This is a genomic window from Vibrio sp. Y29_XK_CS5, assembly GCF_024181835.1.
In the GTDB taxonomy this organism is placed as follows: Bacteria; Pseudomonadota; Gammaproteobacteria; order Enterobacterales; family Vibrionaceae; genus Vibrio; species Vibrio harveyi.
The window spans coordinates 564,108-588,585 of the sequence record NZ_JAMZAM010000001.1 but is presented as its reverse complement, the minus strand read 5'-3'; the positions used below and the strand labels follow the sequence as shown (position 1 = coordinate 588,585).

Here is a 24,478-nt window from a genome sequence, read left to right as displayed (position 1 = left end):
CAGCGGTCGAACAGCAACAAACTGAACACAAAAAAGCGCGATAACTCTATGAGCTATCGCGCTTTTGCTTTTACACTCGTTTAACCATTGGCAAGAACGTTATTATTCAACAATGACTCAATAATTTCATTAGAGGTTAACCCATTGAAATCAATTGAATCACCTAGATGTTCAACCACGATAGTTTGATGAACATTGGCATCGGTCGTGATGTTCAATGACACAGCCTCTGTTGACGCATCGTAGTCTGCAGAGATATGACTCAACAAATCATCCATATCGATCATTGGGCTACTTAGGTCAGAAATTACTTCGCGTAGGTCGATACTGTCTTCGTTAAGGGTGAAGTCCGTAATGGTATCAATCGCCCCCTCGTCTACAGAATCGATTGTCCATTTAAAGATATCACTACCATCACCACCAGTGAGGATATCGGAACCCAAACCGCCGATAAGGACGTCATCACCATCACCACCAACGATCAGGTCGTCACCGTCACCACCAGTTAGGCTAATGCCCGTATCGCCACCAGCGAGGTAACTGTCATCCGATGCGCTCGATTGATCAATGTCGTCTCCATCGCTGCTAACATCTAAACTAATTTGAACGGGTGATGATTGCGCTTCATCGCCATTAGATTCGGTTGATACCGCCGTTACGGAGATATCGTAACTACCCACATCGATACCGCTGTTTGTATCCGTTGCGACAATTTGCAGTGTATCAATCTCATCACTTGGAACCGTCCATGTTGTGCCATCAAACGTAATGTTTGACGGTGCAATACCACTGGTCACGTTCGCACTCGCGGGTACGCCGGTTAATTCAAGAGATAGCACTTCATCAATATCCGTCAGTGCCGCCATGATACCGACAATGGCTAAACCTTGAGCACTCGCCGTTTGGCTCGCCGCAATTTGACGAATGTAGTTAAACTGAGGGTCAATACCTAATGTCGGAGCGTCAGCTACCGGTGTCACATTGATAGCAAAGTCCTGGTTTGCCTCCAGCGCCGTGCCCGCTGTATTCTCAAAGTAGACGCCATTATCTTCGACTTTGACAGACAACGAGATAGAAGCCGCATTAACGTCTCCTGCATCCACAAATACACCTTCAGCAGCATCCGTTGCCCCAAGAACGGCATTAATATTGTCAGGTGTCCCCATAAGAATAACTTCACCCGCCATCCCATTTCCAACAGTGACACCACTGCCCGCAGGTGGCTCAACACGAACATCGCCTTCGGTCAAGCTGAGTGTTACGGTCATAATTTCGTTCGCTTGTGCACCTGTAAAATCGATATCACTGACACTGATACCTGTGATTTTCTGTCCATCTGCTTCATTAATGGTATCCGTAACCGATGTTGCCATAATTTGTGGTGCATCATTGGTAGCTTCAACATTAATCACTGCTGTGCCAGCGACCGTAATTGGGTCTGGTGAACCATTGGTCGTACCATCGTCGGTGATTTCGTAGGTAAAATTCACATCTCCGAAGAAGTTTGAAGCAGGTTCAAACGTCCATTCCGTTGCGCTCACTTGAATTAAAACGCCGTCAGTAGGATTAGCGAGAGCAAGGTTACTAATGGTCAGGTTGTCCGATTCAGGATCCGTGGCATTACTTAACAATTCTGTCGCCGTAATTGTCACGGTACCGCCATCTTCTTCCGCACTGCTCAGCGTCACTTCAGAAGTCACTGGTGCATCATTGACTTCCGTCACCTCAAAGGTTGCTGTTCCTGACGCAGTCTGTGGGTCAGAAGCACCATTGGTTGTACCATCATCGGTAATGTCGTAAGTCAGATTTACTGTGCCGTTGTAACTTGGCGCTGGTGTAAAAGACCATGTACCCGCAATGCTATCAAAGGTGATTGAGCCACTACTTGGATCAACCAATTGCACGTTACTTACAGTCAAGGTGTCGTTTTCAATGTCAGATGCGTTAACGAGCAGATCGGCTTGAGTAATTTCGACCGCCGCACTGTCTTCAGCTATGTCAGAGAGCGCAACTTGTGATGTGGTTGGTGCATCATTCACTTCCGTTACATTGAATGAAGCGGTGCCATTTACCGACTTAGGATCCAATGCGCCGTCTGTCGTACCATCATCTGTTATCGTGTAGGTGAGCTCGACTGGACCGTTATAATCCGACGCTGGCGTGAACTCCCACTCTCCCGTCACATTGTTAAAATTCACGCTACCAGCGTTTGGATCCGTCACCTGCACATTACTTACTGTGAGGTTGTCGTTTTCAATATCCGTCGCGTTCGCAATTAGGTCTGCTTCAGAAATAGAGAATACGCCACTGTCTTCTTCGATATCCGGCAAGGTAACTGGTGTTGTCTCTGGTGTATCATTGACCTCAGTCACTTCGATATTAAAGCTAGTGCTGTTGGTATTGAGTGTGTCATCGACGCCACTGATCACTAGACCTTCGTTACCTTGGTCATCGACAGTAACGCCAACGGTAACGTCACCAAAGAAGTTCAAATCAGGGTTGAACTCTATCAAACCATTGGCAATAGCATTGTTGAGATCAGCCACTGTCCCTTTCAATTCAAGAGTATCAGAGCCATCACCTTGCACGGTTAAGTTGTAAGTAGTGACAAGCGCAGGGTCCAGAACCAACGTTCCGCTATCGACCGTCACATCCAATACGTACTCAGCACTCGGATCATCCAAAACGGCATCAACATCCGAAACACTAAAGCCATCAAGGAGTAATGGTGTGTCTTCCGGCGTTTCAACATCTACGGTATTAACGAATTCAGGACGGTCGTTAATCGCCTCAACCTCAACATTCACATCAAATTGCTGTGGAGTGCCTAAGCTTTGGCTTCCATCTAGACCGGTATCCACGGCTTGAACTTTAAACTCAAGCGTACCATTCCAAGAGTTATCGTTACGATCACCCGAATTGAAGGCCACTTTATCCAAATCTTGTGCATCGATTTCTAGGACGAATACACCACTGCCTTGGTTCACAAACTGAGTACCATCTGCCAGTGCAATGGTTGCGCCATCTGGCACGTTTGAAATTTCGACGCGAAGTGTTTCTGGGTCATTTTCTTGATACGTTGCACCATCACCAATCGACTCTTTATTGTCGACCACTAGAGCATTTATGTTGATATCGATGTCTTCGCCTTCGTTACCTGACACAAGTGTATCTGGGTTAACGTCGACATCATCACCAATTGGGTCAATCACAACTTTGAAATTGCCAGTATGTTCAGTAGGAACTTTAAGTAATTCTTCCTGCGTAAAGACTGTAATTCCGATCTCCGCTTCACCACTGAAGTTTTTCGGCGGTTGAATTTGAATAGCGCTGAGATCAACTGACGTTTGCGTCAAGTCTTTCAACTGAATACTCCACTCTCCGCCGCCATTGTTCTTCACGGTGTAATCAGGAGAATTTGAAGTGACGATAAAGTCAGTCGGTAAACCCGTCAGTTTCAGCGATACAAACTGTTCCGAACCATCATTGTCATTCAGGCTCACTGACACACCAGAGCCTGATTGCGCTAAGGAAATCAACGTATCTTCATCGCCCGTCACCACTATAGGCTGAGTTGGATCGGCACCGCTAATAGTGATGTCATCCACAACAGGAGTGATTTCAAATGACACACTGTCGGTGAAGTTGCGTACGTCCGTATCATCCCCCGGGTTTGCCAATGTAGTCTGGTCAATAGCTGCAGTATCGGTGATCTCGCCTTCAATATTGATTTGAACCGTATTTTGACCACCACCGACAGGGTAGTTTTCTTTCGGTTTAAACAACACCTCATCAAGTGCACCTGCCGCAATCTCAGTAGCATTAAACTCAATGCTTGTACCAAGTGGATTGCCATTTGCATCAACAAACTCACCCAGTGTTGTATCGGCAACCGTAAGCTTCACGTTAGTGAGCGTTTCTTGTCCTGCTTGAAGATTGTTACGGTCGTCAGCAAAATCAACGTTCAAATTCAACTGAATCAAGCCATCTTCGTAGCCAACACCATCGTTCGTTGGAACATCGCTATTGAGGTCATTAACCGGTTGTTTGTTAGCATCAAGACCAAGTGTGCCAGTGATGTCGACCGTCACATCCGGAGTGACGTCGCTATCAAGAGGTTGATCAACAGAGGACCCTGGTACGTCTGCAACGGGTAGGATCTGAACAGGAAGTGACTCAAACGTTGAGTTTTCGTCACCGGACTGCGTGTCAGTCGTTACAAATAGTACTGGTAAGGTAAAGTCTCCTGCCCAGTCTTCTGCCACACGTAGAGTGAGACCGTCCAAACCAGTGATATTTCCACTTGCATCAACCGTTGCTTGGAACACATATTTGCCATTAACAAAGTCGACATCGGTACCACCAATAACAAGACCTGGCGGTACACTTGGGGATGTTGGGTCTATCACTAACGTCAACACGTCTTCTACTGTATCGCCATTCATAGTGCTGACTTTCGATGCCAACTGAACACCTAAATCAATGACATTGTCTTCGCTACCATCAATTTGGACCGTATTATCAAGCTCTATATCAGCCGCTACACTGGTTTGAGGCGTGATATCAGTTGGGAACTCCAGTGTGATATCGGTTTGTCGCGTCACGGTTGCGTCGACTTCTGACGCATCTTCACCTAAATCGTTAACTTGAGCATAGATGGTAAGACCAATCGAAGAGATACCACCGTTTGCTCCGTCATCCGTGTTGTCGTTTGGCGTCAAATCTAAGCCAGCAGGCGCAATGATTGAGAAGTTCTCTTCATCGGTAATAGTCCAACGACCACCGCCTTCGTTAGAAGCACCAACAATAACTAATTGATTCAAGATCTCTGGAGAAGTATTACTAAACTGCACCACAAGTTGGGTGACCACTTCATCTGAAGAGTTATCGAACTCCTGATACTTGATAATGTTTGCATCAGCAGAACCACCGGCCGCAGTATTAATAGTGAAATCAATTCGTCCCTGAGTATCGGACTGTACCGTGTCAGTAACACCGCCTGTACCTTCAACAAGAAGACGTGTTTGACCTGAAACTGGACCGGTTAAATCTTCTGGCTCAACCACTGGGTTAACTTGAACATTGACCGTACCATTGATGACCGTTGATGCTATGCCCTCGCCAGGATTACCTGAATCTACGTACTCAGCATCAATTTCCTTCACCGTCACTTGCGTGCTCAAATCAAAGTCTAGACTAGAGTCTTGCTCCAATTGCACCTGAATGTATCCGTCTTGGGTTATTCGCGCCGAGAAATCTTGCTCTGACTCATTGGTTCCCGGCGTCAACGTGATGCTGCCACCCGTTACCGTTTGAGCAACACCACCAACATATACGGTGCTGCCATTCGGGAAGCCACTGATGGTTAGTTCGGCAAAGAATTCGTCCGTATCCGGACTTTGTGTTGCAGTTGGCTCCCAATCGATATTGATGCGAGTATCTTCATTACCTTCAGAGTTCACCACATAGTTGTCTTGAGCATCAATAACTGGTGCCACTTTAACGCGGATCTCACCCGCCACAGAGCGAGTATGACCATCGTTTTCTGTCACGATAGTGGTCGCCGTGATCGTGATATTTTCCGTAGATGAGGTTTCAGGTCGAATCACAATACCTGAATTCACATTTGCGTCCGTAATGTTCGCTTCGTAAATCGGTTCACCAGCACCGTCGTATCCAACAAACGTCAAATCGATGGATGAGCCATCACTATCAAACAGTTCAACACCGTCTGGAATGTTCGACAGAAGAACCGTAATGGTTTCTGAGCTGTCTGCAGGGTTATCCTTCAGTTCTCCGGAAACCACGCTAAATGCAAGATCGACTTGACCATTTTCGTCAATGGTTGCTTCGATACCACGAACGTTACCATCATCAAAAACATTCCAAACCCCAGTTTTATCGTTCAGTTCAATGTCCGGGATATCGGCAACACCTTTGACTGAAACGATCACTGACTGGGTACCTAATGAGCGGATGTCCTGCGCGGCGCCAGAAGAAAGTGATGCGTTGTCTTTCACAATACCTTCGACATCGAAAGTGAAGTCTTCGTTGCTGTGAATTGGAGGAAGCACCTCAACATCCGCTAGATTCGCTTCTGGAATTTCGTAATACAGAACATTGCCACCAGAGTCAGTAACAACGTTGATTTGGCTTGGGTTACCGCTATCAAGCCACACTAAGGTGACACCATCAATTGAGAAGTTATCGATGCGCACAAACAGCTCTTCCGAGCCATCTATATCTGCAGAAGGCGTCATCTTAATCACTTCACTGAGTTGAAGTGGATCATGATCTGTCACTGGGTCTATGGTGTCTTGCGTTCTCGCGTTGTCCTCAAAAATATTAATGCGGTTAACAGTAAAACTACCGGCATCAGCAACCGGATTCACGTCAATCACAATTTCTTCTGTCACAGAGCGAGCGGTATCTTTACCAGCAAGCGGGTTATTCCCTTCCGTCGTAATCGCTGTCACATCGATTTTAATCTGACCGGAGAAGTTATCTGCAGGATCAACCTGGACTTCACCAATTCGGTTTGCGTCAACAAGATATTTACCACCCACTTCTGGGATAGCGGAACCATCTGAGTACACAAGTGTTGCGCTAGCACCACCTTCAGTAAATACAAGCTCATAGGCTATTGCTTCCGGATTACTGTTATCTTGCGTTTCAGCTTCAATGTTTAATGAGACGTTGTTAGCATCCTCATCAACCGTATACGCAAAGTCACTGGTCCCTTTCCACGTAGCAATATCCGCAACAGCATCCACCTCAATATCTAAACGACCATCAACAAAGTGATCTCTTACGCCGTTGTTGAGGATTTCAATACGAATACGAGGGTCAACACCTGCTGCATCTGTTGAAGCATGGCGGTCAGGAACGAAATATAGATTATCGAGTGACACAAGTTCGCCGTTGAACGACTGCTCGACATTCGCACCATCCAAAATAACATTGTTACCGCTAGTCGTTAGCGCCACATAGCTACCGGTAGCACTATCTAGGTAGAAGAAAGTACCTTCGTAACTGTTCGCGTCACGAATAATGATATCGCCTAAACTCTCATTACGATCGATATCATGCAGATCAATAACGAGGTCCACTTTTGCAGGAGTGATATCTAACGTTGACAGGTTGTCTTGTGTATTCGCTGAATCAACACCAGCGACAACACCACCGCGCCCTTGGTCCTCAAACGCGGTTACTGTCGACGTTTTAATTTCAGCATTTCTATCTCTTACCGAAATATCTACATCTGCATCACTTGTATCACCATCACCATCGGTAGCAACAACGTTGACAGTGAAATCAATAGAATCTGTTTCGGTATGATCTAAGTCGTCGTTAGGGCGGAATGTCACACGACCATTAGTGCGAACAATCAAAACACCGATTTCGGCATCGACACCATCTAATACTTTATGGACTGAGACGGTTTGATTACTACCATTGAGGTCAACTGAGCTGGAGTCAACACCATTCTGCTTGAAGTAAATTCCGGAATTATCCGCTGAGAAAGAGGTAATTTGCGCACCATCGGCGCCAAGATCATCGTCGCCTTCTACTGGGTCTCTAAACAAGCGAACCGTGCGTCCACTTTGACCTTCAACACGTGAAATCGATGCGTCATATAACGTTGGGACGTCATCGGTTATGGTTACAGGTAAATTAATGCCCGCAGTATCTCCATCCACGTCTGTAGCAAAGACAGGCAGGTCGAGGATTAAAGTGTCTTCACCCTGCACAGAATGGTCAAGGACACCTTCAAGCGTAAACTTGTAAGAGCCGTCTGCATTGAGTACCAAGGTGAACACGGAGCTGCCATTTGGCGTTTGTCCTTGATAGGTGTAGTTATTATTGCTTACCCCAGTTTGTACCAGAGTCACCGCTAACCCACCCGAAGTGACACCAGGAATAGGATTCGAAGTCAGATCAAGCTGATAAGAAACAACCGTATCTGCCCCTTCAACCGTATCAAAATTGCCAGTTGCTTCTAAGCTATCTTTACCCGTTGCTTGAGAGCCATTGGCTAAGTCGTCTTCATCCACGGCAAGCGCATCCGCCGATTTAATTTCTGGAATATCATCCACTATGGTGATCGGTAGATTAAGTGAAGCAGACGTATCACCGTCATAATCGGTGACCGTGATTGGAATATCGATCGTTAGCGTGTTCTCACCTTGAACCACCGCATGATCGAGCGGACCCAATAACTCAAATTGATAACTGTCGTTATTCGCATCGAGTGTCAGCGTGAAGATTTGCGTTGAAGTTCCCGCAATGACGGCTTCATAACCTGTCACACCACCGGCAGAAGGCAATGGCTTCAGCTCAAGATCTAAACCGTTCGAAGTTAGTCCAGATACCACCGCATCTAGATCTGAGATTTGATAACTAACAATCTCATCCGTACCGTCGACAACGTCAAAACCACCATTAAGTACGCGAGAATCACCACTAGTGCTATCCGAGCCTCCTGGCAAGTCATCTTCATCCACTGTTTGTTCGCTTGTGTCCGCGACTTTGATAATCGCCGGGACATCATCCACAACGGTGATTGGTAAGGTAATGTTGTTTGAGACATCACCATCAAAATCGGTCGCATTAACAGGGAAGTTAATCACTAGCGAGTTTTGGTCGCTGCCTGATGGATGGTCCAAAGCCCCCAATAACTCGAATTCATAACTGTCTGCAGAGCCATTAAGCGTCAGTTTAAATACTGTGTCGGTTGTCCCTTGGACGTAAGCACGATACTCAACGACACCGTTAGCATTAGAGAATTCAACCAACTCAAGGGATTGACCTCCTGATTTTAGTCCTGAAACAGGCGATGTTAAGCTATCTAATTGGAAACTCACGATAGAGTCAGCGCCGTCAGTAACATCGAAGTTACCGCCAATAACATTGGATTCAGGCGTGGTATCTGAACCTTCACTTGGGATGTCATCTTCATCCACTGACAAGATGCTACCAGGACGAATGGCATCAATCGTTGGTTTATCATCCACAATGGTAACAGGCAACGTTGCTGTAATCGTATCGTTATCGCCATCTGTAATTTGAACAGGAAGATTCAATAGTATTTGGTCTGAGTTAACCGCATGATCAAGTTGACCAGACAGTTCGAAGTCGTATTTACCATCTTGGTGGAGTGTTAAGGTAAAGACCGTTGCTCCATTCGCAGTTTGACCAACGTAGACAAGTGCATCTGCCGTTGACGCGCTTGCATCCGGTGAAATGGTGACATCCTCCCCACCCGATTTCAGGTTTGGAACTGGATTCGTGCTCAGATCCAAAACAAACGAATCAATACCATCGGCACTGGTTGCTTCAAACTCACCGGATACGGTCAAAGGCTCTTTCGATGAATCTGAACCCAAAGGAAGGTCATCTTCGTCAACTTGCAAACTATCAATTTGCGTAACGACTGGAACATCATCCACTACCGTAATCGGCAACGTAAACACTGGTGACGTATCGCCATCGTTGTCTGTCGCTGTAACAGGAAGGTCAATAACAATGGTGTTTTGCTGATTACCATCTGGATGATCAAGTGGTTTTTGTAGGTCAAACTCATAAGAGTTATCTGTCGCATCTAACGACAGCTCAAATACCACCTCTGCTGGGTTACCAGCAATGCCTTGGTAAACATTGACCCCATTGAGACTTGAACTCAAAACAAGAGAGATAGGCTGACCATCAGACATTAATGACGCAACCGGCGTGGTCAAATCGCTAAGCTGGATAGAGGCGACTTGGTCTGCGCCTTCATTGATATCCAGCGTGCCTGTGATGACAGTATCTTCGGCACTTGCCCCGTCAGTGCCTGCCGGCAAGTCATCTTCATCCACAATCTGCTCGCTGCCAGCCACTACGCCATCAATGATTGGAACATCATCGACAACCGTAATCGGTAGCAATTGCGTATTAGAAACATCACCATCAAAGTCGGTCGCTTGGATAGGTAAATTGATGACGAGCTGGTTTTCTCCGTCCGCATCAGGATGGTCTAGCGCACCAAGCAAATCAAACTGATAGCTGTCATCCGATGCATCAAGCGTAACGCGGAAAATTGGTGTCGTAGTCCCATCAATACGCGCTTCATAAACAGAAACACCGCCTGAATTAGAGACTTCAACCATCACTAGGTCTTGCCCTCCAGACTGCAAACCTTGAACTGGAGAATTTAGATCGGACACCTCATACTCAACGATACTGTCAGAACCATCATTCGCGATAAAGTTACCCGTAATGCTATTCGATTGAGCACCATCAGATCCTATCGTTGGAATGTCATCTTCATCCACTGTTTGCGTGCTGGTATCAACAATACCGCCAAGTGTCGGTTTATCGTCCACAATCGTGACAGGAAGCGTTTCAGATGATGTATCACCATCAAAGTCGGTCGCAATGATCGGGAAGTCAATCTGCAAACTATCACTGTTGGTCGCATGGTCAAGTGGACCTTGCAAGGTGAACGTATAGCTACCGTCAGGCTTAACAACTAATTCAAATACAGCACTACCATTAGCCGTGGCTGTGTAGGTATAACTGCCATCAAGATTAGCGGTCTCAGCAAGTGTTACGTCATTACCTTGAGATTTCAGCCCTGCAACCGGATCTGCCGTCGTATCTAATTGATACTTCACTACCCCGTCAGAACCTTCTGTGGTCGTGAACATGCCTGACATAAAGGCGTCGTCGTTTTGGTCAGAACCAATGGTTGTGATGTCATCTTCATCGACAGTGAGTGCATCAACATCAGTAACGGTTGGTTTGTCGTCCACAATCGTAACAGGAATGGTTGCCGTTGAAGTATCGCCGTCAAAATCCGTAGCGACGATTGGGAAATTGAGGATCAATTCGTCACTATTCGGCGCATGGTCAATCGGACCTTTCAACGTGAAGTTATAGCTGCCATCAGTATTAACCGTTAGCGTAAATACTGCATTCACCCCAGCTGTCGCCACATAAGTGAAGCTGCCATCAGGGTTAGCGGTTTCATTGAGAGTAACGTCAACACCTTGCGATTTCAGTCCAGCGACAGGGGTTGCAGAACCATCTAGTTGATAGCTCACCACACCATCTGAGCCTTGAGTCGTCGTAAAGTTGCCATCAATGGAAACCGGATTACTTTGGTCGGAACCGATACTCGCTAGGTCATCTTCGTCCACACTGATTGCATCTACATCAGTAATGTTGGGTTTGTCGTCCACAATCGTAACAGGGATCGTTGCTGTCGAAGTATCGCCATCAAAATCTGTCGCAATGATTGGGAAATTGAGGATCAACTCATCACTGTTTGGCGCATGGTCAATCGGTCCCTGCAACGTAAAGTTATAGCTGCCGTCAGCATTAACGGTAAGCGTAAATACCGCGTTAGCGCCTGCTGTCGCTTCATACGTAAAGCTACCATCTGGGTTTGCAGTTTCCGCTAGAGTCACGTCGACACCTTGCGATTTCAGTCCAGCGACAGGGTTTGCAGAACCATCTAATTGATAGCTCACCACACCATCTGAGCCTTGCGTCGTCGTAAAGTTACCATTGATTGAAATTGGGTCTGAACCATCCGAACCAACACTCGCCAAATCGTCTTCATCGACAGAAATCGCATCGACATCAGTGATGGTTGGCTTATCATCGACGATGGTGACTGGGATACTTACCGTTGACGTATCACCATCAAAATCGGTCGCAATGATTGGGAAATTGAGGAGCAACTCATCACTGTTTGGCGCATGGTCGATTGGACCTTGCAGCGTAAAGTTATAGCTGCCGTCGGTATTAACGGTAAGCGTGAATACCGCGTTAGCACCAGCTGTCGCTTCATAGGTAAAGCTGCCATCTGGGTTTGCAGTTTCCGCTAGTGTCACGTCGACACCTTGCGATTTTAAACCATCAACTGGTGTTGCAGAGCCATCAAGCTGATAGCTCACCACACCGTCTGAGCCTTGCGTCGTCGTGAAGTTGCCACCAATTGAAATTGGGTCTGAACCATCCGAGCCAATGCTCGCCAAATCGTCTTCATCGACAGAAATCGCATCTACGTCAGTGATGATTGGCTTATCATCGACGATGGTGACTGGGATACTTACCGTTGACGTATCACCATCAAAATCGGTCGCAATGATTGGGAAATTGAGGAGCAACTCATCACTGTTTGGCGCATGGTCGATTGGACCTTGCAGCGTAAAGTTATAGCTGCCATCAGTATTAACGGTAAGCGTGAATACCGCGTTAGCGCCTGCTGTCGCCTCATAGGTAAAGCTACCATCTGGGTTTGCAGTTTCCGCTAGTGTCACGTCGACACCTTGCGATTTCAGACCATCAACCGGTGTTGCAGAGCTGTCTAGTTGGTAACTCACTACTCGGTCTGAGCCTTGCGTCGTCGTAAAGTTGCCATCAATAGAAACCGGATTACTTTGGTCTGAGCCAATACTCGCTAAATCGTCCTCGTCCACACTGATCGCATCAACATCAGTGATGGTTGGCTTATCATCGACGATGGTGACTGGGATACTTACCGTTGACGTATCACCATCAAAATCAGTCGCAATGATTGGGAAGTTAAGGATCAGCTCATCGCTGTTTGGCGCATGGTCGATTGGACCTTGCAGCGTAAAATTGTAGCTACCATCTGGGTTTACCGCCAGCGTAAAGACCGCACTGGTCCCTGCTGTCGCTTCATACGTAAAGCTGCCATCTGGGTTTGCGGTTTCCGCTAGTGTCACGTCGACACCTTGCGATTTCAAACCATCAACTGGCGTTGCAGAGCCATCAAGCTGATAGCTCACCACTCGGTCTGAGCCTTGCGTCGTCGTAAAGTTACCACCAATGGAAACCGGATTGCTTTGGTCTGAACCAATAGTCGCTAAATCGTCCTCGTCCACGCTGATTGCGTCAACGTCAGTAATGGTTGGCTTATCATCCACAATCGTGACTGGAATGGTTGCCGTTGTGCTATCACCGTCAAAATCAGTAGCGATGATTGGGAAATTGAGGATCAATTCATCACTGTTTGGCGCGTGGTCAATTGGGCCTTGTAGCGTGAAGTTATAGCTGCCATCGGTGTTGACCGTTAACGTAAAGACCGCATTGCTCCCAGCGGTCGCTTCATACGTGAAGCTACCATCAGGGCTTGCAGTCTCGTTCAGAACGACGTCGACACCTTGTGATTTCAAACCATCAACTGGTGTTGCAGAGCTGTCTAGTTGGTAACTCACCACGCGATCTGAACCTTGCGTCGTCGTGAAGTTACCATCAATGGAAACCGGATTACTTTGGTCTGAACCGATAGTCGCTAAATCGTCCTCATCCACGCTGATTGCGTCTACATCAGCAATCGTTGGCTTGTCGTCAACAATCGTAACCGGAATCGTTGCCGTTGTGCTATCACCATCAAAATCGGTCGCGATAATTGGGAAATTGAGGATCAACTCATCACTGTTTGCAGCATGGTCAATCGGACCTTGTAACGTGAAGTTATAGCTGCCATCTGGGTTCACCGTCAGAGTGAATACGGGATTTGCCCCTGCTGTCGCTTCATAAGTGAAGCTACCGTCTGGGTTAGCCGTTTCGTTTAGACTAACGTCGACTCCTTGCGACTTCAAACCATCGACTGGCGTTGCAGCGCCCTCAAGCTGATAGCTCACCACTCGGTCAGAGCCCTGCGTCGTCGTAAAGTTACCATTGATTGAAATTGGATCTGAACCATCCGAACCAACGCTCGCCAAATCGTCTTCATCGACAGAAATCGCATCGACATCAGTAATGACCGGCTTGTCGTCCACAATCGTGACAGGAATCGTTGCCGTTGTTATATCGCCGTCAAAATCGGTCGCAATAATCGGGAAATTAAGGATCAACTCATCGCTGTTTGGAGCGTGATCGATTGGGCCTTGCAGCGTGAAATTGTAGCTGCCATCGGTGTTGACCTTCAGCGTAAAGACTGCATTTGCGCCTGCTGTCGCTTCATAAGTGAAGCTACCATCTGGGTTTGCCGTTTCATTCAGAACGACGTCGACACCTTGCGATTTCAAACCACCAACTGGTGTTGCAGAGCTATCTAGTTGGTAGCTCACCACTCGGTCAGAGCCTTGTGTCGTCGTAAAGTTACCATCAATGGAAACCGGATTGCTTTGGTCTGAGCCAATAGCCGCTAAATCGTCCTCGTCCACGCTGATTGCGTCAACATCGGTAATGGTTGGCTTATCATCAACGATGGTAACTGGGATGCTGACTGTTGACGTATCCCCATCAAAATCTGTTGCTGTAATTGGGAAGTTAAGAACCAACTCATCACTGTTTGATGCATGGTCGATCGGACCTTGCAGCGTAAAGTTGTAGCTGCCATCAGCGTTGATCGTTAACGTAAAGACCGCATTAGCGCCTGCTGTCGCTTCATAAGTAAAGCTACCATCTGGGTTTGCCGTTTCATTCAGAACGACGTCGACACCTTGCGATTTCAAACCATCAACTGGTGTTGCAGAGCTATCTAATTGATAACTTACTACTCGGTCGGAACCTTGTGTTGTCGTAAAGTTACCATCAATTGAAACTGGATTGCTTTGGTCCGAGCCAATACTCGCTAAATCATCTTCATCGACAGAGATCGCATCAACATCAGTAATGGTTGGCTTATCATCAACAATCGTGACTGGGATGCTGACTGTTGACGTATCCCCATCAAAATCTGTTGCTGTAATTGGGAAATTAAGGATCAACTCATCACTGTTTGGTGCATGGTCGATCGGACCTTGCAGCGTAAAGTTGTAGCTGCCATCGGTATTGACCGTTAACGTAAACACCGAGTTAGCACCCGCTGTCGCTTCATAAGTAAAGCTACCATCTGGGTTTGCAGTTTCATTCAGAACGACGTCGATACCTTGTGATTTCAAACCATCAACTGGTGTTGCAGAGCTTTCTAGTTGGTAGCTCACTACTCGGTCTGAGCCCTGTGTGGTAGTGAAGTTTCCGTCAATTGAAACCGGGGCAGAGCCATCTGAACCGATCGGCGCTAAATCATCTTCATCAACAGAAATCGCATCGACATCAGTAATGACCGGCTTGTCGTCCACAATCGTAACTGGGATAGTCGCGATTGTTGTATCACCGTCAAAGTCTGTCGCTATGATTGGAAAGTTGAGGATCAACTCGTCACTGTTTGGAGCGTGATCAATTGGACCTTGCAGGGTGAAGTTGTAGCTACCGTCAGTGTTTACCGTCAGCGTAAAGACCGCGTTAGTGCCTGCTGTCGCTTCATAAGTGAAACTACCGTCTGGATTTGCGGTTTCCGCCAATGTGACATCGACACCTTGCGATTTCAGACCATCGACAGGAGTTGCAGAACCGTCTAACTGGTAGCTCACCACGCGGTCAGAGCCTTGCGTCGTCGTGAAGTTGCCATCAATTGAAACTGGGTCTGTGCCATCTGAACCAATCGTCGCTAAATCATCTTCATCAACAGAGAGCGCATCAACGTCAGTAATGGTTGGCTTGTCGTCTACAATCGTGACAGGAATCGTTGCCGTTGTACTATCACCGTCAAAGTCTGTCGCAATGATTGGGAAGTTGAGGATCAATTCATCGCTGTTTGGCGCATGATCGATTGGTCCCTGCAAGGTAAAGTTATAGCTACCATCGGTATTAACGGTAAGCGTGAATACCGCATTTGCACCCGCTGTCGCTTCATAAGTGAAACTACCATCTGGATTTGCGGTTTCCGCCAATGTTACATCGACACCTTGCGATTTCAGACCATCGACAGGTGTTGCAGAACCGTCAAGCTGGTAGCTCACCACGCGGTCAGAACCTTGTGTCGTCGTGAAGTTACCATCAATTGAAACTGGCTCGGAGCCATCTGAACCAATACTGGCTAAATCATCTTCGTCAACAGAGATCGCATCGGCATCAGTAATGGTTGGCTTGTCATCTACGATGCTAACTGGAATAGTGGCTGTCGAGGTATCGCCGTCAAAATCGGTCGCAATAATTGGAAAATTGAGAGTCAACTCATCACTGTTTGCAGCATGGTCAATCGGACCTTGCAATGTGAAGTTATAGCTGCCATCGGTTTTAACGGTAAGCGTGAATACTGCATTTGCACCCGCAGTTGCCTCATAAGTAAAGCTACCATCTGGGTTTGCAGTTTCCGCCAATGTTACATCGATACCTTGCGATTTCAGACCATCAACTGGCGTGGCAGAACCATCAAGCTGGTAGCTCACCACTCGGTCAGAACCTTGTGTCGTCGTGAAGTTACCATCAATTGAAACTGGCTCGGAGCCATCTGAACCAATACTTACTAAGTCATCTTCGTCAACAGAGAGCGCATCAACGTCAGTAATCGTCGGCTTATCATCCACAATCGTGACTGGGATGCTTAAGGTAGAAGTATCCCCATCAAAATCGGTCGCAATGATTGGGAAGTTAAGGAGTAATTCATCACCGTTTGCCGCGTGATCAATTGGACCTTGCAGGGTGAAGTTATAGCTGCCATCGGTGTTCACCGTCAGCGTAAAGACCGCATTCGCCCCTGCTGTAGCCTCATAAGTGAAACTACCATCTGGATTTGCGGTTTCCGCCAATGTTACATCGACACCTTGCGATTTCAGACCATCAACTGGCGTTGCAGAACCATCAAGCTGGTAGCTCACCACGCGGTCGGAACCTTGTGTCGTCGTGAAGTTACCATCAATTGAAACTGGTTCGGAGCCATCTGAGCCGATACTTGCTAGGTCATCTTCGTCAACAGAAATCGCATCAACATCAGTAATGGTTGGCTTATCGTCCACAATCGTGACTGGGATGCTTACGGTTGACGTATCACCATCAAAATCGGTCGCCGTAATTGGGAAATTGAGAACCAACTCATCGCTGTTTGCAGCATGATCAATCGGACCTTGCAGGGTGAAGTTATAACTGCCATCGGTCTTAACGGTAAGCGTGAATACTGCATTTGCACCCGCTGTCGCCTCGTATGTGAAGCTGCCATCTGGGTTCGCAGTTTCCACCAATGTCACGTCGACACCTTGCGATTTCAGACCGTCAACTGGCGTTGCAGAACCATCAAGCTGGTAGCTAACCACTCGGTCGGAACCTTGTGTCGTCGTGAAGTTACCATCAATTGAAACTGGTTCGGAGCCATCTGAGCCGATACTTGCTAGGTCATCTTCATCGACAGAAATCGCATCTACGTCTGTGATTATTGGTTTATCATCGATGATAGTCACTGGAATGCTTACGGTTGACGTATCACCATCAAAATCGGTCGCCGTAATTGGGAAATTGAGAACCAACTCATCGCTATTTGGCGCGTGGTCAATTGGACCTTGTAGCGTAAAATTGTAGCTGCCATCTGGGTTCACCGTCAGAGTGAATACGGGATTTGCCCCAGCTGTCGCTTCATAAGTAAAGCTACCGTCTGGATTAGCCGTTTCGTTTAGACTGACGTCGACTCCTTGCGACTTCAAACCATCGACTGGCGTTGCAGCACTATCTAATTGATAACTTACTACTCGGTCGGAACCTTGTGTTGTCGTAAAGTTACCATCAATTGAAACTGGATTGCTTTGGTCTGAGCCGGTACTCGCTAAATCATCTTCATCGACAGAGATCGCATCTACATCAGTAATCGTCGGCTTGTCATCCACAATCGTTACTGGAATGGTTGCCGTTGTACTATCACCGTCAAAGTCTGTCGCAATGATTGGGAAGTTGAGGATCAACTCATCACTGTTTGGCGCATGATCGATTGGACCTTGCAGCGTAAAGTTATAGCTGCCATCTGTATTAACGGTAAGCGTGAATACCGCGTTAGCACCTGCTGTCGCTTCATACGTAAAGCTACCATCTGGGTTTGCTGTTTCATTCAGAGTGACGTCAACACCTTGCGACTTCAAACCATCAATTGGCGTTGCAGCGCTATCTAATTGATAACTTACTACTCGGTCAGAACCTTGTGTCGTCGTGAAATTGCCATCAATGGAAATTGGATTGCTTTGGTCTGAGCCGATACTCGCTAAATCATCTTCATCGACAGAAAGCGCAACGACGTCGGCAATGGTCGGCTGATCATCTACGATGGTAACCGGAATTGTTGCTGTAGAGGTATCGCCATCGAAGTCTGTCGCAATGATTGGGAAATTGAGGATCAGCTCATCACTGTTCGGAGCATGGTCGATTGGACCTTGCAGCGTGAAGTTGTAGCTACCATCGGTGTTCACCGTCAGCGTAAAGACCGCATTTGCACCCGCTGTCGCTTCATAAGTGAAACTACCATCTGAGTTTGCTGTTTCCGCTAACGTCACATCAACACCTTGTGATTTCAAACCATCGACTGGCGTTGCAGAATTATCGAGCTGGTAACTCACCACTCGGTCAGAACCTTGTGTTGTAGTGAAGTTGCCATCGATAGAAACCGGATTACTTTGGTCTGAGCCAATACTTGCTAAATCATCTTCATCGACAGAGATGGCATCGGCATCAGTAATCGTTGGCTTGTCGTCTACAATCGTGACAGGAATCGTTGCCGTCGAGGTATCGCCATCAAAATCTGTCGCTATAACTGGGAAATTGAGGAGCAATTCATCACTGTTTGGCGCGTGGTCAATTGGACCTTGTAGCGTGAAGTTATAACTGCCATCGGTGTTGACCGTTAACGTAAAGACCGCATTGGTCCCAGCGGTCGCTTCATACGTGAAGCTGCCATCAGGGTTGGCAGTCTCGTTCAGAACGACGTCGACACCTTGTGATTTCAAACCATCAACTGGCGTCGCAGATCCATCAAGCTGGTAGCTCACCACTCGGTCGGAGCCTTGTGTCGTCGTGAAGTTACCACCAACTGAAATTGGTTCGGAGCCATCTGAACCAATTGACGCTAAATCATCTTCATCAACTGACAAGGCAACTACATCATCAATCGTAGGTGTGTCATCTTGGACTTGAATGACAATCTGAGCAGCTTCAGGTGTATTCGAGCCAGCGGTAATAGATGAGCGGTCTCCGTCGGCGTCCACTGCATAGACTGGCAAAGAAAACGTTAGAGAATCACTATTACTACCAGTGTGATCCAACTGCTCATATAGATTAAACTGGTATTCACCAAGATTCGGAGAGTCAACCGTCACATCAAAGACCGTGATGCGATTACCACCCAGTTCGATATACCCTTCATAAGTACGAACGCCATTGCTCTCGGAGGTTTGTTCCAGTTGAACAACTTGCCCTTGAGATTGCAGCTCTCCAGAGTTATTAAATTCGCTCGGTTCTAATTCATAATGGTCGACAATGTCACTGCCAACAGAAGTCGTAATAGATCCAGCACCACTGGTAATCACAGCCCCTTCTTGAGAGCCTTGATCTACGCCCGCTTCGTCTAAAGATAGCCCTGTCACGTTTTCGATAACTGGATTGTTGCCATCAGAAATGGTCAGGCTGAACGTATTAGCAGTGATGTCCTGGTCAAAATCAACAATGGTGGTAGGCAGGGAAAGCACAATAGTGTCGTCGGCATTACTCTGCTCTAGCGGTTTGAACTGCTCGAATTGATACGTACCATCTGTGTTGAGGCTTATCGATAAAACCGTTTCGTTAGAACCGGCGATAGATAAAATAATGGTGCTGCCGTCATCGGATAGTGTTGCTTCTGTTGCTTGGTTGTCACTAAGCAAACCATTAAACTGGCTCAAGCCTTCTTGGTTAAAAGAGACAGAAGATAGCTGATCACTGCCAATATCGACAAAGCTCCCTGTAATAGGTGTTGAAGAAGACTCAACATTTTCAAACGCGATGTCTTGCGAACTTGGGTTATCACCATCAATCACAGTGGTTGTAAAATCCACTGGAGCTAGAATACTGTTACCACCTACATCTGCACCCGTAATATCAAATGCAATGCTAATTTGGTCGCCAGCGATGGAGACTTGTCCATCCGCTATCGAAGGTAAATGATCAATACCTTGGCTAATTGTCGTGGTGACTTCAAGTTCTGCATCTAAACCTAACGACGTTGCATCAATTTCAATACGAAGAACTTCGTTACTACCTTGAGTACCGATGATCGCATTTTGGTTTTCATCATAGACAAATGAAACGGCAACACCACCGGAGGTGATATCCGCGTTTAACTCTGCCAGTAAAGATGCAAGAGATGCGGCTTCAGGTACAAAGGAGTCTGTATCAAGTGCGAGATCAGCGGCGCCAACCACCACAGTTGAAGAAATAGTTTGAGGGTAAGTAGAGAGAGAAATAGAGCCTTCTGTTACTTGAGAAGACAGCGTTTGACCGCCATCAGCAAAGATGGTGACATTAATGCCATCCAAATCTTCATCAGTTTCAGTGTCGGTTGTTGGAGCGGAGGTTTCAAAAAAGGTCGAAGCAAGAATTTCAGGGTTATTGTATTCAATGGTGACAAAACCCGCATTTGCCGATCCCGCACCGCCACCACCTGGACCAGCAGCAGTAGCTTCAAGAATAGCCGTTGGGTCGGCGCCTTCTAAAATAGCTTGTTGAATCGCAGCGACATCTTCTTCACCGAATTCAGCATCACCAGTTGCGGTTGGGTCAACGTTAACCTTGCCATCAACAGGCGCTACGACAAGCGCATCACTAGAGTCTTGTTCAGGACTTGAGGTTGGTATGCAAGCAACACAATTCTCATCAACGAGATAAAGTGCCCCCTCAGCAATAACCTCCAGAGCAGCACCATTTTCCGTGATGACCACCTCATCAGGAAATAAAATATCCCCAACTTTTACTTCTCTAACATTCCCTTCTGGGGTTAAAGCGTAAACACTACCTTTGACAGCATCAACAACTACTTCCTGCGGCACAGTTTGTGTACTCATCTGACCCCCGCTCATTGCCTAACGTCTTTACGAAAGACCTTTATAAATTATTTTAGTTTATCGAAATGTGATGCGCATTAGCTCACAATGCTGATTTAACTAACAATCAACTCAATAAACAATCAAATTTTGAACATTCAACACGCTTTAGACATGTTATCTGTGTTTCATCACAACAATGGCATTTGTCACCATGGCAATACATTACATAACCATATGAAAACATAAGCCTATTAATTAAAGCTTAGACCTTAATTGTAAAAAGTAGAAACCAGCAGATTTTAAGCGGTAAACATCATCCCGCCAGTACCGATAAGAAGCGGTAAAAAGGCAAATAAGATGTCATAAGAAGAGGAGCGTTTTGCAAGTCGAATAAGGAATGGAGAACAGAAAAACATCACCATAAGGTATTGGACAACATAGTCAGAAGGGATAAGAAGTAGCATCAACACATGTGTTAAAACGTGAAGAATCACGCCCCATGCATGAGGTTTAGTACGCATCATTAGAGCAAACGAAAACAAGAAACTGATGGCTACTGGCATAATATCGACTTAGTTGTAAATAATTCTCATTTGCAATAGTATGCGATAATTCTTATTTCTTCAACTTTGTTTTATCTATTGGTGACATCGTTATTATCAATCAACATAATAAGTAAAATTATCAATGATTTTTTTCCTAAACGTTTGCGTAATCGCTAACCTTCTCTTAACCTTGATTTGAGGCTTTCATCACGGTTTTTCCATTGCTATAGTTCACCCATCAAAACGAACAAGACCATTCGAGGCATGGAGCTTCCTCGTTAATCTCAAGATGAGAAGAAGTGGTACCGACAGAATTCGGCAGATTTAAGAGGGTCAAATAATGGAAATGAATATGGTTGAGATTCTAGGCTACGCGGCTTCAATCATGGTTGCAATCTCACTAACTATGAAAGATATCGTTAAGCTTCGTATCCTTAACTTTATCGGCTGTGCGCTTTTCACAGCTTACGGTTTGATGATTGATTCATGGCCAGTAGTACTAACAAACGGCTTTATTGCATGTGTTAACGTGTACTTCCTTGCTAAAATGCAACAGGAAAAAAAAAGCCTAGCGCCTGAAAAAGCCTAGTTAAAACGAATTAAGAAAGCCCGTAAGCGTGATGCTACGGGCTTTTTTGTGCGTTCTAGATCGCGAAAAAGTATCAAAACCACTAAGCCATTAAGCTAGACATAAAAAGCCCTTCTCCATTCGCTTATTACTTGGACTGGAGCCCCGTCTTCTGCGCAAACTCTTGCATTGCCTCAGCAAACGTTGTGGTTCCGCCCTTAGCTTGGACCTGAATCACCTTATACCCCATCTTTTCCAACGCTTGGCGTTCTGCCAAAACCGCTTTGTCATCTTGCTGACTGCCTTTTGCAGGTTGATGAAGGTAGCACCCTTCTAGTTGACCATCTTCGACCAGTTGGTGGTGTTTCAGTGCATTAATATCAAAATTCATGGTAATTCTTTAAATCAAAAATAGGGAGTTTCTCTGGCAGGCTACATGCGCTTTAAAGGCTTAACAACACTGTCCAAGCCTTCAATTTTAAGTGCGAGGCAGAGCTTTAGCAGTTCGCCTAACTCCCCTTCCGGAAAACCTTTTTTATCAAACCAGAGTAGGTATTCTTCTGGAAGATCAATAAGAACACGCCCAGCGTATTTGCCAAACGGCATTTGCATTCGAGCGAGTTTAATAAGGTTTTCTTTTTCTAACATATACTACGGAGTCTGTTGGGATAAATCTTGGCTAAGAGTAACACCCAAGCGATCGACCCACCAGTTAATTGCGTCTTTAGCATCGTCTAAAGAGTCAATCATGGTTGAGAAGTCTTTGTTTCCTGCTTGACGATCAATCGCCGCGAACAAAGGCGCATCACTCTCAGAATCGCTCACCAGTAACTCCACCGTCGCTGAGCCTACATTGGTGTGCTCACCTGTCGTTATTTTTGAGATGGTAGAAATCCCCAAGCCAACCGGCAGAATGCTTGAGGTGACAGCAAGAACGGGATTCGGCGTTTCCACATTACTTACCGCAATGCTCAAGCGAAGTGTTTTTTCACCGGGTTGGTCGACAATCTTTTTGACGGGTGAGATGCGCGCTTTTAGCTGATCGACCATGTATGTCGTCAATTCATTGATTTCTTCATCATCCAGCTCAGATTCTTGAACCACAACCATCACTCGATCAATCACTACGCTGTCGTATTCATCCATTTTCTCTTTCAAACGAGTAGCATCGCGCAAGCCTGCTCTCGCCCAAACGAGATCGACCCCACCCTCTGGACCAGGACGAAAATCTTTATAACTGGTGAATTTCGTCGCACTGACGACGGGGCCACCAGCACATCCACTCAAGATGAAACCCAGAGATACAACTACCGTCGCCTTAAACAAGCGCTCAACCAATGACTTAAACATACCAACTCCTTAAACTTTGAATATACAGTTTATCATTCCATATAATTTTGACCAGTATTTATTCACTCAATGGATATTTTGTTGAATCAAGTATTGAACTTCCCGTTGCACAATTTCATGTTAAAGTACGCCGCTTACTGGAAAGCATAACGAGAAAAATAATGAAGTCACCTTGCCGCGCAGCCTGTAAAAACAACGGCGGAATCTGTTCTGGCTGTCACCGAACCATGGAAGAAATCGTGCAGTGGAAAGATAAGTCCGATACTCAACGAGACGCGATCATCGAGCAGTTGGTTGGAAATGATTCAACCCACTCTTGCCCGGAGTGTGGCACGAACGCGCACTGCGATATTGCTGCGGGGAAAGAAACGTGTTGGTGCTTTGATATTGAGACCAGAGATCTACCCAAGCCAGAAGCGGGACAGCTTTGTTTATGCCGTAAGTGTTTAGAGAAAAAGCCAGTCGCCTAGTTAGTCGTCCTTTGCTGACTGGCTTGTCATTGAAATCGAGACTTTTAGCGCGCTATTTCTGCGCTAACGCTTGGGATTCGAACTTCACGCCATCCCAGCCTGTCACCATAAAGTTACGAATGTTTTGATGGTCGTTGTTCTCTGGATGTGCCAATACGTCTTCTCGGTAGAAGCGACCAAAACACGCCAACGTTGCTTCTTTGCTTAGGTTGTTCAATTGACCAAAAGCGAAGATCTTGCACGAGCCGTTATTCTCACCTGCATTATTGTGCGTTTCACCATTCACAAAAGCCGCTGGCGTAAACGCGTAGTTTGCCTCTATCGCTGCCATTGTCGTTTCAAACTCTACTGTCTCAGGTGATGCCGCTAGCGCATCCAAAAATTCTTTAAGTTCCATTATTTCTAGTTCCTAGTGTCTTTTCATCTCAAGTGTTCGACATACGTTCAGATTAAAACTGACACATTTGTTTCATTAAAAGCCAATATAAGAGTCATAAATCATAAATATATTCAGAGCCTTATTTAGGGGCTGTTGACCTTTCGAGCTGATTTTTGCAGCGAATTGTTGGACATTTATACAAGGCAGAGACTTTGCTATGTAGCTAGCCTACATGAGAAGTCGATAACGCGGTAGAAATGACCAACAAACGCTGCCCGGAGGGTTCGGCTAAAATCGTTTCATACTTTGTTAAGGAGTATTTGCTTAGAACG

Annotated in this window: 8 protein-coding genes; 2 read left to right on the top strand and 6 right to left on the bottom strand. The window is 46.2% G+C overall.

Going from position 1 to position 24,478, the window contains the following annotated elements:
• Nucleotides 1-80 precede the first annotated feature (80 nt).
• Nucleotides 81-20,852 carry a retention module-containing protein gene (locus NL647_RS02725; RefSeq protein WP_253649584.1) on the bottom strand — a complete coding sequence of 6,924 codons (20,772 nt, stop codon included), beginning with the start codon at nt 20,850-20,852 and terminating at the stop codon, nt 81-83.
• Between the two features lie 281 nt (nt 20,853-21,133).
• Nucleotides 21,134-21,397: a hypothetical protein gene (locus NL647_RS02720; protein ID WP_253649583.1), complete on the bottom strand. Its 264-nt coding sequence runs from the start codon at nt 21,395-21,397 to the stop codon at nt 21,134-21,136.
• A gap of 322 nt (nt 21,398-21,719) precedes the next feature.
• Between NL647_RS02720 and NL647_RS02715 the strand changes: the two genes are divergently transcribed.
• Complete coding sequence (locus tag NL647_RS02715) at nt 21,720-21,968, top strand: YgjV family protein (protein ID WP_009696088.1); 249 nt, start codon at nt 21,720-21,722, stop codon at nt 21,966-21,968.
• Nucleotides 21,969-22,095: 127 nt separating this feature from the next.
• On the opposite strand, the gene NL647_RS02710 is transcribed toward NL647_RS02715, so the two are convergent.
• From NL647_RS02710 to NL647_RS02700, 3 genes are read right to left on the bottom strand one after another with little or no spacing between them, the layout of a single operon-like run.
• Nucleotides 22,096-22,338 carry a hypothetical protein gene (locus NL647_RS02710; RefSeq protein ID WP_009696087.1) on the bottom strand — a complete coding sequence of 81 codons (243 nt, stop codon included), beginning with the start codon at nt 22,336-22,338 and terminating at the stop codon, nt 22,096-22,098.
• 41 nt (nt 22,339-22,379) lie between these two features.
• A complete protein-coding gene (locus tag NL647_RS02705; RefSeq protein WP_005433583.1) occupies nt 22,380-22,595 on the bottom strand; it encodes a DUF3820 family protein in 216 nt (71 codons plus the stop codon).
• Between the two features lie 3 nt (nt 22,596-22,598).
• The gene (locus tag NL647_RS02700; RefSeq protein ID WP_239967866.1) at nt 22,599-23,297 is read right to left on the bottom strand and encodes a DUF3313 domain-containing protein; all 699 of its coding nucleotides are present in this window, start codon (nt 23,295-23,297) and stop codon (nt 22,599-22,601) included.
• A 161-nt stretch (nt 23,298-23,458) separates the two neighbouring features.
• On the opposite strand from NL647_RS02700, the gene NL647_RS02695 reads away from it, so the two are divergent.
• A complete protein-coding gene (locus tag NL647_RS02695) occupies nt 23,459-23,767 on the top strand; it encodes a cysteine-rich CWC family protein (RefSeq protein WP_041053396.1) in 309 nt (102 codons plus the stop codon).
• Nucleotides 23,768-23,819: 52 nt separating this feature from the next.
• Here the strand turns inward: NL647_RS02695 and NL647_RS02690 are convergent, their stop codons facing one another.
• Nucleotides 23,820-24,164, bottom strand: coding sequence for a HopJ type III effector protein (locus NL647_RS02690; RefSeq protein WP_009704711.1), 345 nt, complete (start codon nt 24,162-24,164; stop codon nt 23,820-23,822).
• Nucleotides 24,165-24,478 lie beyond the last annotated feature (314 nt).

Coding starts and splice junctions, on each gene's coding strand:
- NL647_RS02725 (WP_253649584.1), bottom strand. CDS start 20,852: ATGAGTACACAAACTGTGCCGCAGGAAGTAGTTGTTGATGCTGTCAAA.
- NL647_RS02720 (WP_253649583.1), bottom strand. CDS start 21,397: ATGCCAGTAGCCATCAGTTTCTTGTTTTCGTTTGCTCTAATGATGCGT.
- NL647_RS02715 (WP_009696088.1), top strand. CDS start 21,720: ATGGAAATGAATATGGTTGAGATTCTAGGCTACGCGGCTTCAATCATG.
- NL647_RS02710 (WP_009696087.1), bottom strand. CDS start 22,338: ATGAATTTTGATATTAATGCACTGAAACACCACCAACTGGTCGAAGAT.
- NL647_RS02705 (WP_005433583.1), bottom strand. CDS start 22,595: ATGTTAGAAAAAGAAAACCTTATTAAACTCGCTCGAATGCAAATGCCG.
- NL647_RS02700 (WP_239967866.1), bottom strand. CDS start 23,297: ATGTTTAAGTCATTGGTTGAGCGCTTGTTTAAGGCGACGGTAGTTGTA.
- NL647_RS02695 (WP_041053396.1), top strand. CDS start 23,459: ATGAAGTCACCTTGCCGCGCAGCCTGTAAAAACAACGGCGGAATCTGT.
- NL647_RS02690 (WP_009704711.1), bottom strand. CDS start 24,164: ATGGAACTTAAAGAATTTTTGGATGCGCTAGCGGCATCACCTGAGACA.